Source organism: Nonomuraea turkmeniaca, from assembly GCF_005889735.1.
GTDB lineage: Bacteria > Actinomycetota > Actinomycetes > Streptosporangiales > Streptosporangiaceae > Nonomuraea > Nonomuraea turkmeniaca.
The window spans coordinates 1-15,354 of record NZ_VCKY01000251.1; the positions used below are offsets into that span (position 1 = coordinate 1).

Sequence of the window (15,354 nt, forward strand, 5' to 3'; positions counted from 1 at the left end):
CCGCCGCCCCGCCCGACATCCCCCTCGCCAACGTCAAAGCCCATCTCGCCCAGTTCCAGTCCATCGCCAACGCCAACGGCGGCACCCGGGCCCACGGCCGCCCCGGCTACCTGGCCTCCGCCAACTACGTCAAAGGGCTGCTGGACGCCGCCGGATACACCACGACGCTCCAGTCCTTCACCTACAACGGCGCTACCGGCTACAACGTCATCGCGGACTGGCCCGGCGGCAACCCCGACGACATCCTGATGGTCGGCGCCCACCTCGACAGCGTCACCGCCGGCCCCGGCATCAACGACAACGGCTCGGGCAGCGCGGCCATTCTGGAGAGCGCGCTCGAAGTGTCTCGTCAGGCGCTCCAGCCCACCAAACACCTGCGGTTCGCCTGGTGGGGCGCCGAGGAGCTGGGCCTGCGCGGGTCGCAGTTCTACGTGAACAACCTGCCGGCCGCCGAACGCGCGCGCATCAAGGGGTATCTGAACTTCGACATGGTCGGCTCCCCCAACGCCGGATATTTCGTGTACGACGGCGACAACTCGGACGGCACGGGCGCCGGCCCAGGCCCGGCCGGCTCGGCGGCACTGGAGCAGACCATCCAGAGCTACTTCACCGCCATCGGCGTGCCGACCCGGGGCACCGACTTCGACGGCCGCTCCGACTACGGCCCGTTCATCGCCGTGGGCATCCCGGCAGGCGGCACGTTCACGGGCGCGGAGGGCATCAAGTCCTCGGCGCAGGCCGCGTTGTGGGGCGGCACGGCCGGGCAGGCGTTCGACGTCTGCTACCACCGCGCCTGCGACACGACGGCCAACATCAACGACACCGCGCTGGACCGGAACGCCGACGCGATCGCGCACGCCGTCTGGACGATCGCCACCGCCGTGCCGCCGGTCGTGGTCTGGCAGGACACCTTCGAGACGGCGACCGGCTGGACCACGAACCCGAACGGCACCGACACCGCCACCTCCGGCCAGTGGGAACGCGGCGACCCCGAGGCCACCACGTCCTCGGGCGCCAAGCAACTGGGCACGACGGTCAGCGGCACGAACGACCTGGTGACGGGCAGGCTGGCCGGCTCCTCGGCAGGCGCCAACGACATCGACGGCGGCATCGCCTCGATCCAGTCGGCCCCGATCACGCTCCCGTCGGCAGGCCCACTGAACCTGTCGCTGTCGTGGTACCTGGCGCACGGCTCGAACTCCTCCAGCGCCGACTACTTCAGGGTCCGCGTCGTCGGCACCACCACGACCACGGTGTTCCAGCAGGCCGGCGCGGCCACCAACCGCAACGGGTCCTGGGCCACGGCCACCGCGAGCCTGAACGCCTTCGCGGGCCAGACGGTCCGCATCCTCATCGACGCCGCCGACGCTTCGGGCGCCTCGTTGGTCGAGGCCGGCGTCGACGACATCACGATCACCCGATAGCTCCTCGCGGGCCGGGGCCACCGCCGGCCCCCGCCTCCTGACCATGAGAAAGGCCGGGCAGGTGAATCACCTGCCCGGCCGGTTGGATCGTCAGCTCTCCGTGGCCAGCGCCGCGGCGGCCGAACGGGCGGCCGTCCTCGGCGGGATGGAGCGGAGGTTGAAGGCGTAGCGGGCGACGGAGTCGGCGATGGCGTCGGAGTCGACGTCCAGCGCCGTCGCGTTCACGTTGGTGATCGTGTCACACGCCTGGTGGTAGCACACGTCGTACGCGACTCCGGCCGTGCCGCCGAACAGCGCGGCCTCCTCGTCCGTCTTGATGCCTTCCGCGCCGGTGAAGATGCCGCCGGCCGGGATGCCGACCGCGATGAACGGACCGTAGTCGGAGCGGCCGTCGAAGTCGGTGCCGACGGTCGGCAGGTTGCGGGAGCCGTAGAACGCCTCCAGTTGCTTCTCGATCTCGGCGGATCCGGGCGGTCCCGCCGGGGAGCCGACGTTGTCGGAGTCGTCCCCGTCATACAGCTTGTAGGCGTAGTTCGGGGAGGCCACCATGTCGAAGTTCAGGTAGACCCTGATGCGGTCCCGCTGCTCCTGGGACAGCCCCGCGACGTACTGGTCGGAGCCCAGCAGGCCGATCTCCTCGGCGGCCCAGAAGGCGAAGCGGACCTTGTTCTTGACCGGGTAGCGCGCCATCTCCTCGGCGATCTCCAGGATCGCCGCCGTGCCGGAGCCGTTGTCGTTGATGCCGGGCCCTTCGGGCACGCTGTCGAGGTGGGCGCCGACCATGACGACGTTACGCGGGTCGCCGAAGCGGCTCTCGGCGATCACGTTCTCGTCGGTGCCGAGCACGAGGTTCGCGTCGACCTTGAGGTGCACGGTCGCGCCCGCCGTGCTCGCGAGCTCGTTGCCCACGGCGAAGTCGGCGAACACCATGGGGATTCCGGCCCGCCACTCGCCGATGTCCAGCGCGTACGCGTCGGTACGCCCCGGCTGACCCTCGTTGAACACGATGATCCCGGTCGCGCCCGCCGCGGCCGCGTTCTGCACCTTGGTGACGAACGGGCACGTGCCACGCTGGATGAGCGCGATGCGACCCGCCACGAACCCGGCGAAGTCCGCCGCCTCGCACCCACTGGTCGAGCTCGGGGCGGGGGCGGGCGGCAGCGTCAGGTCCACGCCCTGGACCTGCGCGGTCACGTCACCGGACGGGGACGGCTGGAAGCTGAAGAAGTCCTCGTTCGGGACGTACGTCTTCGCGTTGGGCGCGGTCAGCGCCAGCGTGGGCGGTGTGTTCTCGCTCCAGCTCTCGACGAAGTTGATCGGATTCAGCGTGACGCGGTAGCCGGCCTTGCGGAGCTTGTCCGCCACGTAGTCGCGGGAGGCGTCGTAGCCGCTGGTCCCGGCCGCGCGGTTGCCGCCGTTGGCGGTGGCGATGGCCTGCAGGGCCTGGAGGTGCTTGTTGACGTTCGTGCCCTTGACCTGCTTCACGAGCAGCTTGGCGAACACGTCGTCCAGCCCGCCCGCCTGTGCCGGTGCCGCCATGGCGAGAGGTAAGGCGAGTGCGGTGATGAGTGCGATGACGATTCTGCGCATACGGGGTACTCCCTAGGACAAGGCGAGACATGTCCCCCGAGCCCCGCCGAACGCGAACCTAACCCGCCCTCGGACCGCTGGGAAGACTGCCCACGCGGCAAAATCGGGACAATTAGTCCGCGTCACGACGCGCGCGTCGTGACGCGGCGCGCCGCTTGCCCTCGTGCATCGCCTGCACGCGGGCGACCGGGATCGTGTGCCCCTCCTCGACCAGGTCGGCAGGCAGCCGCTGCGGCGCTGGCATGGCCTCGGCCCACGGGTCGGCGTCCTTGAGCAGCCCGGGCGCGGTGTGCACGGTGAAGTCGCCCGGCGCCACCCGGTCGAGGTCCGGCCAGGGCACCGGGAACGACACCGGGGCGCCGGGCCGTACGCGCGGGCTGTAGGCGGCCACGACCGTGGCCCCGCCCGCCCTGGTGGAGTCGATGAACACCTTGCCCGCGCGGTCCTCGCGGATGAACGCCGTGGTGGCCAGCGCCGGATCCACCCGCTCGGCGCGGGCGCCCACCGCGCGGGTGGCCGCGGCCAGGTCCTCCACGGCGGTCCCCGGCACCACGGGTACGAACACGTGCACGCCCTTGGCCCCGCTGGTCTTCACCGCGCCCGCCAGCCCGGCGTCCTCCAGCGCCTGGCGCACGAGGAACGCCGCCCGCACGGCCAGCCTGAACGAGTCGCTGCCCTCGGGCGGGTCGAGGTCGAGCACCATGTGCGTGGGCTGGTCACCGGCGAACAACGACGGGTGGTACTCGACCGCCCGCTGGTTGGCGAACCACAACAACGTCCGCCGGTCGTTGCACACCGCGTACGTCACCTGCCGGCGCGACGCCGCGGCCCAGATGGAGAACCTCTCCACCCATTCGGGGGCGTACTTCGGCAGGTTCTTCTGCATGAAGGGCTCCTGCCCGGGGCGTACCCGGATGACCGAGAGCGCGCGGTCACGCAGCACCGGGACGATCCGCCCGGCGACCGCGTCGAGGTAGTCGACCAGGTCACGCTTGGTAGCGCCCGCCCCGTCGAACAGCGGCTGGTCAAGGTTGCTCAGGGCCACCCCGTCGCGCGTCTCATCGCTGCTCACCCGCCTCACCATATCGGGGAAGAATGGGCCAGACCATGACCCGTTATCTGTATCTGGCCCGCCACGGCGAAGCCACACCGGGCGGTGACGCCCTGACCGGCGACGGCCGCCGCCAGGCCGCGTTGCTCGGCGAGCGACTCCGGAACGTCCCCCTTTCTGCCATCCACCACGGCCCGCTCCCCCGCGCCACCCAGACCGCTCACCTGATCGGCGAGCACCTTCCTGGCGTCCCGTTGCTGGCGTCCGAGGCGGCCGGGGACTACACCCCCTACGTGCCGGCGAAGGACGAGCTGCCCCCGGAGTTCGCCGCCCGGTTCCTCGGCTTTCTCGAGCAGTTCCCCGACGCCCAACACGATCTCACCGCCGAGGCCATGCGCCTGTTCACGGACCCCGTCGCGGAAGGGACCCGCCACGAGCTGGTCGTCACCCACAACTTCCTGATCGGCTGGCTGGTCCGCGCCGCCATGGACGCCCCGAAGTGGCGCTGGCTCGGCCTCAACCACTGCAACGCCGCCCTGACCGTCATCCGGTACGCCCCCGACCGCCCCTCCTCCGTCCTCTTCTACAACGACATGGGACACCTGCCCGCCGAGCTGCGCTGGACCGGTTTCCCGCCCGAGTTGCGGGAGTGAGCCCCTGTTACAGTGGCCCGTTGACGCGGGGTGCCCGGAAAACGGGCTGAGATCACACCCGTCGAACCTGATCTAGTTCGCACTAGCGGAGGGACGTCATGTTCTGCGATGACATGTTGCTGCGCACGGCCGACCTGATGAGCGCCATCCACGATCACCCCTTCAACGTCGCGCTCGGCGACGGCACCCTTGACCGCGACCGGTTCGCGTTCTACATCGTGCAGGACGGCCGCTACCTGGAGGCGTTCTCCAAGGCGCTGGCCACGGCGTCGGCCCGCGCCACCCACCCGGCGGACGCGGCGTTCTTCGCGCAGAGCGCGCACACGGCCCTGGCTGCCGAGCGCCTGCTGCACGCCGGCTACGTCGAGCAGCTAGGCGCGGACGCCGCCGGCATCGCCACGTCGCCGACGTGTCTGGCCTACGCGTCGTTCCTGCAGGCCACGGCGCTCGCCGCGCCCTATCCCGTGCTGGCCGCGGCGGTGCTGCCGTGCTTCTGGATCTACCAGGACGTCGGCACGGCGCTGCTGCAGCGCACCGGCGACGTGCCGGACCATCCCTACCGGCAGTGGATCGACACCTACTCCGACCCGGGTTTCGCGGCCTCCGTCGACCGGGCCAAGGCCATCGCCGACCGCCTGGCCGCCACCGCCGGCCAGGCCACCACGGAAGCCATGGCGGAGGCGTACTGCACGGCGGCGGCGTACGAGTGGATGTTCTGGGACAGCGCCTGGCGGCGGGAGACCTGGCCGACGACGCGATGGCTGGCCCGCTGACCGCTACGGCAGGCGCGCGGTCAGCGCCGCCGTGCCCACGCCGCTGAGGCCGGGCAGCGCGGCCGGGCGGCCGCTCAGCAGCAGGAGCAGGGCCTGGATGGGCCCTTCGACCACGTCGCCTGCCCCGACCGCCCAGTCCACGTCGGTGGCGACCAGCCGGAGCCCGCGCAGCCGCCGCTGCGGGTGGAAGGGGAAGCCGCGCTCCCAGATGTGGGTGGCGCAGGCGCGGGCCGCCTCGAGCGGCATGGCGCGGTCGATGCCGAGCGGCACGGCGATGTCCTGGCCGTGGACCAGCGCGTCGAACAGCGGGTCGAGCGGCTTGGTCGAGGGCGCGCGGCGGTGCGAGCCGGCCGACTCGCGTACCTGCTCGACGATCTCGCCGATCGGCAGCCGGGCGTGCCGCACCGCGCTGTCGCGGATCATGCGGTCGAAGTCGCCGCGTGCCCTGACGAACTCCACCAGCCCCCACAGGAGGCTCACCCTGGTCGCGATGGCGAGGTGGGCGGCCACGTCGCGCACCCGCCAGCCCGCGCACAACGAGGGCCGCTCCCAGTCCTCCTCCGGCAACGAGCCGAGCAGGTCGGCCAGGCCGTGGCGCTCGATCTCGAGCGCCGCCCAGATCGTTTCCTGGTCCATCGCGCACCTCTCCGATTTGCTAAGGTGGCCTTAATATAAGGCAGCCTTAGCAAATGGAGAAGACCCGTGGCCGCCACTCATCCGCCGCACGTCGTGGCTCTGCTGTACGAGGCATACCTGCGCCTCCAGAACATCGTGCTGGATGCCGGCAAGGCCCACGACCCGAACGTCCGGCCGGCGCACTCGGCGGTGTTCTTCCACATGGAGCACGCGGGCATCCGGCTGGGCAGGCTGGCCGAGAAGGCCCAGATGACTCCCCAGGCCATGGGGGCCCTGGTGGACGACCTGGAGCGGCTGGGCTACCTGCGCCGGGTGCCCGACCCGGCCGACCGCCGCGCCAAGCTGATCGTCTTCACCGAGCAGGGTGACGAGGCGCTGAAGGTCGGCTACGCCGCGATCGACGAGGTGGAGAGCCGGGTGGCGGCGTTGCTCGGCGAGGACGGCCTCGCCGAGCTGAACGCCACACTGAGCCGCATCATCCAGGAGTTTTAGCCATCATCTCGCGTTCCTCGCGGGTGGGGATGAGCCCGGACGGCGCCAGGATCTTCGACTCCTCGAACGGCGCCTCCGTCGTGGGCAGCGGCTCCCGCATCCTGATCGCCTTCACCCACACGCGCGCCGCGTCCAGGATGACGATGATGATCATGATGGCGAACAACGCGGCCAGGATGCCGTCCACGGTCGAGTTGATCACGATTTGCCGCATCGCGTCCATGGACTTGGCAGGCGCGAGCAACTGCCCCTGGTCGAGCGCGGTCTGGTAGCGGTCACGCTGGGCGAAGAAGCCGAGCCCGGGGTCGGGCGAGAACACCTTCTGGTAGCTCGCCGTCAGCGTCACGGCGACGTCCCAGGCCAGCGGCACCGCCGTCACCCAGGCCCATTTGAGCCGTCCGCTCTTGATCAGCAGGGTCGTGGCCACGGTGAGCGCGACCGCGGCGAGGAGCTGGTTGGCGATGCCGAAGAGCGGGAACAGCTGGTTGATGCCGCCGAGCGGGTCATTGACGCCCTGGTAGAGGAAATATCCCCAGGCCGCCACGACCACCGCGCTGGACGCCACCAGTCCCGGCCACCAGCTCACCCGGGACATCGGCTTCCACAGGTTGCCGATCGTGTCCTGGAGCATGAACCGCCCCACCCGCGTCCCCGCGTCCACGGTCGTGAGGATGAACAACGCCTCGAACATGATCGCGAAGTGGTACCAGAACGCCTGCAGCGCCGCTCCCCCGAGGAAGCCGGAGAAGATCTGCGAGATGCCCACGGCCAGCGTGGGCGCGCCGCCCGTCCGGGCGATCAGCGTCTCCTCCTGTACGGCCGCCGCCGCGGCCTGCAGCTCCTCCGGCGTGATCACGAAGCCCATGTTCGTGACCGCCTGGGACGCGGTCTGCACGGTGGCCCCGACGACGCCGGCCGGCGAGTTCATCGCGAAGTAGAGACCCGGGCTCAGCACGCACGCCGCGGTGATGGCCATGATGGCGACGAACGACTCCATGAGCATGGAGCCGTACCCGATCATCCGGACCTGCGTCTCCTTCTGGATCATCTTGGGCGTCGTGCCGGACGAGATCAGCGAGTGGAACCCGGACAACGCCCCGCAGGCGATGATGATGAACACGAACGGGAACAACGAGCCCGCGAAGACCGGCCCCTTACCGCTGAAGGCGAACTCCGTGAACGCGGTGGTCTGCATCGGCGGCATCGTGATGGCAATGCCGATCGCGATCAGCACGATCGTGCCGATCTTCATGAACGTGGACAGGTAGTCACGCGGCGCGAGCAACATCCACACCGGCAGCACAGCGGCGACGAAGCCGTACGCGATGAGCCACAACGCCAGCGCCGACGGGCTCAGCGTGAAGAACGGCGCCCAGCTGGACTCCTGAACCCAGCCGCCGGCCATGATCGACAGGAGCAGCAGCGCCACCCCGATCACGGTGGTCTCGACGACCCTGCCGGGCCGGATCACCCGCAGGTAGAAGCCCATGAACAGGGCGATGGGGATGGTCATCGCGATGGAGAAGACACCCCACGGCGACTGGGCGAGCGCGTTGACCACGACGAGTGCCAGCACGGCCAGCAGGATGATCATGATGGCGAAGACCGCGACGAGCGCCGCCGCCCCGCCTACGGGACCGATCTCCTCGCGGGCCATCTGGCCGAGACTGCGGCCGTTGCGGCGCATGGAGAAGAACAGGATCACCATGTCCTGCACGGCCCCGGCGAAGATCACCCCCGCGATGATCCAGATGGTCCCGGGCAGGTAGCCCATCTGCGCTGCCAGCACGGGCCCGACCAGCGGCCCCGCCCCGGCGATGGCGGCGAAGTGGTGCCCGAACAGGATCCGCCGGTCCGTCGGCTGGTAGTCGATGCCGTTGTCGAGCCGCTCGGCCGGAGTGGCCCGGCGGTCGTCGGCCCGCAGCACCTTGCGGACGATGAAGCGGGCATAGAATCGGTAGGCGATGGCGTACGAGCCGAGCGCGGCGCAGAGCAACCACACCGCATTGACGTTCTCGCCTCTGGACAGGGCGAGCACCGCCCACCCGGTGGCGCCCACGAGGGCGACCAGCGTCCAGATGATGATGGAGCGCAACTTCACCGGTTACCTCCCGTGCTGAGAGCCATATAGAGGGCGCCCGAGACAGCAGCGCAGCCCGGCGTCCGGCGGCAGATCGGTGGTGAAGCGCCGCCAGTGCCACAGCGGCCGGCAGTCGATCGTGACCGGAAGCTCGGCCAGATGCACCCAGGCGGTCGGATGCGCGTACACCAGATCGGTTTCGAGGCCGCGCGCCCGCTTGGGCAGCCGGGAGCGGCGCAGTGGCCTGACGGAGAACTCACCGGCGTCCGCGCAGCAGAGGCCGGTCACGTGCCAGTCGAAGAACACCACTTCGTCGTCGCGCAGCGCTTCACGAGCCGCGGGCGTGAGCGTGATACGGGACATCTGTGGCTCCTGAGGATCAGGCAGCTCAGAATTTAACGTCGGCCTTACCCGCTGTAGTCGCATTTGAAACGGTTATTGGCTGGCTTTGACAGCACACAGGCGCCCCTGGCCCGGATGAGCGGGCCAGGGGCGCGGGCTTGTGAGAGGACTCTATGTCAGGGGGTCTTCCAGGGTTCGAAGTACGCCACCGTGCCGAAGTCCATGTCCAGCATGTCCGGCGGGGTCCCGCCGGTCGCGGTCGAACCGGTCACGAAGATCCGCACCCCGGCCTCGGCATCTACGTCCACGGCAAGGGCGGACGGGCTGTCCGCCGCCCCCACGGCGCCGTCGTAGTTGCCCGTCCAGACCGGCGCGCCGGTCGCCGCGTCGTAGGCCATGGTCACGTAGTCGGTGCCCATGGCCATCTCGTTGCCGACGTGGCCGGTGATGACGATCTTGCCGCCGTCCGGGGTCACGGCCACGTCCCAGGCGGTGTCCTCGTTGCCGGCCTTGCCGTTGTGGCGCTGCGTCCAGGATCTCTGGCCGGTCGCGGCGTCGTAGGCGACGGTGGTGAAGTCCGATCTTGTGCCCACGCCCTCGGTGTTGCCGGTGACGTACACCTTGCCGGATGCCACGGTGATGTCCTGCGCGTTGTCACTGCCGTGTGCCGGGCCGTCGTAGCGGTCGGCCCACATCTCCTTTCCTGTGGCGATGTCGTAGGCGATGGTCGTCATGTCGGTCTGCGTGCCGGGGTCGACGCTGCTCCCCGTGATGAAGACGCTCGTACCGGACACGGCCATGGCGGAGGGGACGTCGCCTCCATGCGCGGGGCCGTCGTGCCGGGCCGTCCAGAGCTGCCGGCCGGTGCTCGCGTCGTAGGCGACGGTGCCCCAGTCGGACAGACCGGTGCCTTCCTCGCCGCTGCTCTGGCCGCTGACGAAGACCTTGGACCCGTCCGGTGTCACCGCGATCACCCCCGCGGTGTCGACGTGCGGCCCCGCAGCGTCGTAGTTCGCCAGCCACTGGCGCTCGCCGGTGTTCACGTCGTACGCGACCGTGAAGTAGTCCGAATCGGCGGACTCGCCCAGAGTGGTCATGCCGGCCACGTAAATGCTCTTGCCGTCCGGGCTGACCGTGGCCGCGTTGCCGCTGTCGCCGGCGGAGGTGGCGTCGGCGGTGCCGGTGTGCCGGGCGACCCAGAGCTCCTGGCCCGTCGCGGCGTCGTAGGCGATCGTGACGGCGTCGCTGCCGGTCTCCGTGCTGGTGCTGTCACCGACGACGAAGAGCTTGCCGCCGTCGGGGCTCACCTCTATCGCGTGCGCCTCCTCCCAGATCCCCGCCGCCGTGTACGTCTTGCTCCACAGCTCTTCGCCGGTGCCCGCGCCGTAGGCGATGGTGGCGATCACCGGCTTGCGCACGCCCGGTGACGATCCGTAGCTCATCCCGGTCACGTAGACACGCTTGCCCTTCGGGTCGAGGGTGATGAGCTCGGCGGAGTCCTGGCCGCCTGCGACCCCGTACGTGGCCGCCCACTTCTCCGGCACGGGGCGCACCAGGAGCGGGACGCGTACGCTGTGGCGACCGTCCTTCCAGGTGAGGTGCCCGCTCTGGTAGGCGCCCAGGGCCGCGGTGGCCCGCGTGAACTCGACCGTGAACGACTTGGTCTCGCCCGGCCGCAGCGTGAGCCGGCTCGGCGTGACCTTGGCCGTGATCCCGTCCAGCCCGCTGACGGAGGCGGTGTAGGTGGTGGTCGAGCCGCCGACGTTGGTGACCTCGCGGGTCACCTTCCGCGGGCCGTTCATCCTGCTGACGGTGATCGAGGGGGTGTTCAAGTCGCTCGGGGCGAGCGTGTGCCCCATGCCGGCGAGGGTGTCGCAGTCCTCCTTCTTGACGCCCTTGGTGGTCCCGCACAGGAAGGCGGTCCAGTCGCGGATGTCGCTGTCGTAGACCAGCCCGGGATCGGCGGCGCTGTTCGGGGTGACGTGGCCGGCGCCCTGTGCGAACGGGTGGGCGCCGTCGAGCACGTCCCGCCCGGTCGTCATCAGCGCCGACTTGATCGCCATCGGCGACCAGTCCCGATGCCGGTCCTTCAGCAGCGCGGCCAGCCCGGCGACGTGCGGGGCCGACATCGACGTGCCGCTGGAGAGGCCGAACTCGTGCCCGCCGCGACCGGGCGGCGCCACTGCCGCCAGGATGTCCTGGCCGGGGGCGATCAGGTCAGGCTTCAGCACGACGCCGTTGCCCGCGATCAGCGGCCCGCGTGAGGAGAACGCGGCGACGTACGGCGCCGGCGCGTCAGTGATGATCTTCGCCTGCTCGATCGTCGCCGTCGCGTCGCCGGCGGCCGCGTAGTCCTTCACGGCCTGGCGGTCCTTGACGGCAAGATGCACTGTGGGCACGGAGTGCAGGTCGGTGTCGACGGTGTTCTCGTCGACGTTCGTCATGATCATGCCGATGCCGCCGGCCTCGGCGACCGCGACGCTCTTGTTGACCCGGGGCGTCTGGCCACGGTCACAGATGACGATCTTGCCTTTCACCTTGGCGGGGTCGAGCACAGCCTTGCCGCCGTTGTCCTTGGCGGTCCAGCACTGCGTCACCTTCACCGGGTCGGCGCCGGCCACCCCCGCGGCGGTGGCGTCCACGAGCGGCGCGGGGCCGGCCTTCGTCGCGGTCACCGACGTACCGCTGTACGTGGCGCCGTTGCCGAGTGTGACCGTCCCCTGCGCGACCCGGTTGTGCGTGCCGGCGGCGACCGTGGTGATCCACGGCGACGGGTGCGCCACGGTGGACGCGGCCGGGCCGTCGTTGCCGCCCGACGCCGCGACGAAGACGCCGGCCTCGGCCGCGGCCAGGAACGCCACCTCCACCGGGTCGAGGAAGTCGCTGTTCGTTCCGGAGACGGAGTAGTTGATGACGTCCACGCCGTCCGCGACCGCCTGGTCGATGGCGGCGACCATGTCCGAGTTGTTGCCGTACGCGGTGCTCCCGTCCTGCTCGGACCAGAGCGCCTTGTAGGCGGCGATCCTGGCCCGCGGTGCGATGCCGCTGACCGTGCCGAACGCACTGGCCGCCCCGGTCACGGGCACGCCGTGGTTGCCGCCCGCCGTCGAGGCCACGTGCGTCCCGTGCCCGTTGTAGTCGCGCGGCGACAGGAACTCCCACGGCAGGAGCTCCTTGATGACCTCGTCGCCGCCGAATCCGGCGTTGAAGTGCCGGGCCGCCACCAGCTTCCCGTTGCATTCGCCGGCGCTCCACGAGTCGTCCGCGCCCGCCTCACACGTGCCACGGAAGCCTCGGACGGGGTGGTACTTCTTGCCGGCGATGTCCGGGTCGGCGAAGCTCTTGCCGTCCGGCCAGATGCCGCTGTCGATGACGCCGATGACCAGGTCCTCGCCTGCGTCCTTGGTGCCGCCGAGCTGGTCCCACAGGCCGCCGCGGGCGTCGAGGCCCAGGAAGGACGGCGTCGAGGAGGTCTGGGCCGACACCTTCTTGTCCTCGGTCACGGCCACGACGTCGGGCATCGCGCGCAGCTGCGCGGCCTGGGACTTGGTCAGCTTGGCCGCGAAGCCCTCGTAGGAGTAGACGTACTCGTAGAGCTTCTTGCCACCTCCCACCTTCTTCAACGCCGCGTCGTGCCGGCCTTTGACGTGGTCGGCGTACTTGCTCACCTCGGCGGAGCGGGGATCGATCTTCTCGCCCCGCTTCGGCTTGGTCGCCGGCAGCCCGGCCACGTCGCCGTCGTAGGTCACAACGGGATCCAGGGCCATTTGAACAATGTAAGTTTTCTGTTCCTCGGCGCCGCTCTCCGCGGTGGCCGGGACGCCTATCGCGGTCGCCATCAGTCCGGTCAGGGCTAACGTCGCCGACCATCGTCTACCAGGAGATTTACCCAAAACCATGTCGCCCCTTCGTACGGGCCGCGGATCACGCGGACGATCACCGAGGCTAATGACGCGCATATAGGGCGGCATCCGTACCGCATACGGATTTTTGGAACATCCGATAACCTGATGACGTGCTCATCGGCCGCCAAACCGAGCTCGCGCTCCTCCATACGGTCATCGCGGCTCCGCCGTCGCTCACCCTGATCGAGGGAGAGGCGGGCATCGGCAAGAGCCGCCTGGTCGCGGAGCTGTTATCGGGCCTGGCGGGGACCTGCCGGCTCGTGGGCCAGTGTGAGCAGCTCCAGGAGCCCCTGCCGCTGTCGCCATTGCTCGACGCCTTCCGCCTGGCAGGCGACGAGCTGGCCAGGTCCCGTCCGCTCAACCCGGTGACCGGCGCGCTGGCGCCGCTGCTGCCGGAGATCGCCGAGCACCTGCCGCCGCCCCTGCCGCCACTGCCCGACCAGCGAGCCGAGCGGCACCGGGTGTTCCGTGCGGCCGTGGCATTGCTGGAGCATCTGAGCCCGCTGGTCCTCGTCCTGGAGGACGTGCACTGGGCCGACGGCGGCACCCACGACTTCCTCGCGTTCCTGGCCTCCCACCAGCCGCGCGACCTCTCGGTGATCCTCACCGCCCGCACCGACCACGGCCGCCTCCCGCTCCGCGGGGCGCTCGCCCGGGCCACGTCGCGGTTCGTCGGCCTCAGCCCGCTCGGACCGCACGAAGTGGAGCAGCTCGCCGCCGGCATCCTGCGGGCCGAGCTGCCCCGCACGTTCGCGGCCTCCCTGTACGAGAAGACCGGCGGCATCCCGTTCGTCGTCGAAGAGGTCCTCCGCACGCTCCTGGAGCGGCTGCCGGCCGGCGAGATCCCCGGCCGCCCCGACATGCTGGCCGACCTGGCGGTCCCCACCGTGCTGCGGGACGTGGTGCTGCAGCGCCTCCTCACGCTCGACGACGCCGCGCAGGAGATCCTGGGGGCCGCCGCCGTCCTCGGCACGACGCCCGACGAGCGCATCCTCGCCGACGTCACCGGCCACGACGCCGCGCGGATCGCCAAGGCGCTCGCCGCGGGGCAGGCGGTGGGGTTGCTGCACGAGGAGGACGGGCAGTGCCGGTTCCGGCACGCGCTGGCCCGGCAGATCGTGTACGAGTCCGTACCCGTGTCCGCCCGGCGCTGGCTGCACCTCAAGACCGCGCGGGCCCTGGAGTCGGGGCCGGGTCCGCGGCCGGTGGCCAGGCTCGCCCACCATTTCCGGCACGCCGGCCGCACCGCGGAGTTCGTGGACTACGCCGAGGCGGCGGGCGGCACGGCGCTGTCCCACGGGGACGACGCCACGGCCGCCCGGTTCCTGCTCCAGGCGCTGGAGGTCGGCGAGCTGTCCCACGAGCACCGCGTACGGCTGGCCGTCCAGCTGGGCCGGGCCGCGGTGGACGGGCTCGCGCACGCCGAGGCCGTGCCGATACTCGAACGCCTGCTGACGACCGAGCCGCTGCCCGCCCCATTGCGCGGGGAGCTGCGCTTCGCCCTCGGCCGCCTGCTGCGCCAGCAGGGCGAGGCCCGGGCGGGCTACCTGCGGATCGAAGAGGCGGTGCACGATCTCGGCGACCGGCCACGGCTGCTGAGCCGGGCGCTGGCCGTGCTCGCCGCGCCCGAGACGGTCGTGGACCGGCACGTCACCGAGCACGCCGCCCGCTGCGACCAGGCCGAGGAGGCCGCCCGGCGCAGCGGCGACCCCGACGCCGCCATCGCGGTGCGCATCGCGCGCGCCTCGCTCCTGCTGGAGCAGGGCGATCCCGCGAGCTGGCAGCTGATCGACGAGCTGCTGCGTGACAGCCGCCTGCGTGCCATGCCTCGGGAACACGCCCGTGCCTGCCTCAACTGGGCGCAGGCCGCGCTGCACATCGGCCGGCTCCAGCGTGCCGAGGCCCTCCTCACCGAGGGGCGCCACGTCGCCGACCAGGCCGGATACGTCCGGGTGGCGGAGGTCGTCGAGCTCGTCAGCGCCGCCGTGGACCGGGCCGCCGGGCGGTGGGACGGCCTGGCGGACCGGCTGCGCCGGCTGAGTGGCGCGACGGCCACGTTCGCCGCCGCGTCCTTGGACTCGCGGCTGCTGCACGGCATGCTGCTCGCCGCGACCGGCCCCGCTGAGGAGGCCGCCACCTGCCTGGGCCAGGTGATCGCCGTTGCGGAGCGGGTTGGCGCCGTGTGGCCGCTCATCCCCGCCCAGACGGCGCTGTCGCGGCTGCTGTTGACGTTGGATGACGCGGCGGGCGCGGCCCGGCACGCGACCGCGGCGCTCGTCCAGGTCCGTGCCAAGGGGGCCTGGGTGTGGGGCGCGGAAACCGTGCTGTGCCTGGTGGACGCCCTGCGCGAACTGGGCGAACTGGGCAGGCTGGGCAGGGCGGACGGGCTGAGCAAGGTGGGCGGGGCG

At 70.8% G+C, this 15,354-nt stretch carries 11 protein-coding genes and 1 riboswitch; of the genes, 5 read left to right on the forward strand and 6 right to left on the reverse strand.

The features are described 5' to 3' along the window. Positions 1-1,424, forward strand: a 1,424-nt coding sequence (locus ETD86_RS44890) for a M28 family metallopeptidase (protein ID WP_138672737.1), incomplete at its 5' end; no start/stop codon positions are given. A 90-nt stretch (positions 1,425-1,514) separates the two neighbouring features. On the opposite strand, the gene ETD86_RS44895 is transcribed toward ETD86_RS44890, so the two are convergent. After that, positions 1,515-3,014 carry a M28 family metallopeptidase gene (locus ETD86_RS44895; protein WP_138672738.1) on the reverse strand — a complete coding sequence of 500 codons (1,500 nt, stop codon included), beginning with the start codon at positions 3,012-3,014 and terminating at the stop codon, positions 1,515-1,517. A gap of 112 nt (positions 3,015-3,126) precedes the next feature. Continuing rightward, entirely contained in the window at positions 3,127-4,086 is a 960-nt protein-coding gene (locus ETD86_RS44900) for a DNA polymerase domain-containing protein (RefSeq protein WP_246149267.1), read from the reverse strand. Positions 4,087-4,121: 35 nt separating this feature from the next. Between ETD86_RS44900 and ETD86_RS44905 the strand changes: the two genes are divergently transcribed. Continuing rightward, a complete protein-coding gene (locus ETD86_RS44905) occupies positions 4,122-4,718 on the forward strand; it encodes a histidine phosphatase family protein (protein ID WP_211370713.1) in 597 nt (198 codons plus the stop codon). A 16-nt stretch (positions 4,719-4,734) separates the two neighbouring features. Beyond that, positions 4,735-4,829: riboswitch (TPP riboswitch) on the forward strand. Next, positions 4,817-5,491 (forward strand): TenA family protein, encoded by a 675-nt coding sequence (locus tag ETD86_RS44910; protein WP_138672741.1) that lies wholly within the window; start codon positions 4,817-4,819, stop codon positions 5,489-5,491. It overlaps the preceding riboswitch by 13 nt. Before the next feature lie 3 nt (positions 5,492-5,494). Here ETD86_RS44910 and ETD86_RS44915 read toward each other — a convergent pair whose 3' ends face one another. After that, positions 5,495-6,127 carry a maleylpyruvate isomerase family mycothiol-dependent enzyme gene (locus tag ETD86_RS44915; RefSeq protein ID WP_138672742.1) on the reverse strand — a complete coding sequence of 211 codons (633 nt, stop codon included), beginning with the start codon at positions 6,125-6,127 and terminating at the stop codon, positions 5,495-5,497. 66 nt (positions 6,128-6,193) lie between these two features. Here ETD86_RS44915 and ETD86_RS44920 point away from each other — a divergent pair, with 66 nt between their 5' ends. Beyond that, positions 6,194-6,619, forward strand: coding sequence for a MarR family winged helix-turn-helix transcriptional regulator (locus ETD86_RS44920; RefSeq protein WP_138672743.1), 426 nt, complete (start codon positions 6,194-6,196; stop codon positions 6,617-6,619). Here the strand turns inward: ETD86_RS44920 and ETD86_RS44925 are convergent. From ETD86_RS44925 to ETD86_RS44935, 3 genes are all read right to left on the reverse strand, one after another. Then, positions 6,603-8,720 (reverse strand): carbon starvation CstA family protein, encoded by a 2,118-nt coding sequence (locus ETD86_RS44925; protein ID WP_138672744.1) that lies wholly within the window; start codon positions 8,718-8,720, stop codon positions 6,603-6,605. The genes ETD86_RS44920 and ETD86_RS44925 overlap by 17 nt on opposite strands. A 3-nt stretch (positions 8,721-8,723) precedes the next feature. Further along, positions 8,724-9,062 carry a hypothetical protein gene (locus tag ETD86_RS44930; RefSeq protein ID WP_138672745.1) on the reverse strand — a complete coding sequence of 113 codons (339 nt, stop codon included), beginning with the start codon at positions 9,060-9,062 and terminating at the stop codon, positions 8,724-8,726. A gap of 155 nt (positions 9,063-9,217) precedes the next feature. Then, positions 9,218-13,012: a S8 family serine peptidase gene (locus ETD86_RS44935; protein ID WP_138672746.1), complete on the reverse strand. Its 3,795-nt coding sequence runs from the start codon at positions 13,010-13,012 to the stop codon at positions 9,218-9,220. 44 nt (positions 13,013-13,056) lie between these two features. Between ETD86_RS44935 and ETD86_RS44940 the strand changes: the two genes are divergently transcribed. After that, positions 13,057-15,354: ATP-binding protein (locus tag ETD86_RS44940; protein ID WP_138672747.1), on the forward strand; the 2,298-nt coding region annotated here is incomplete at its 3' end.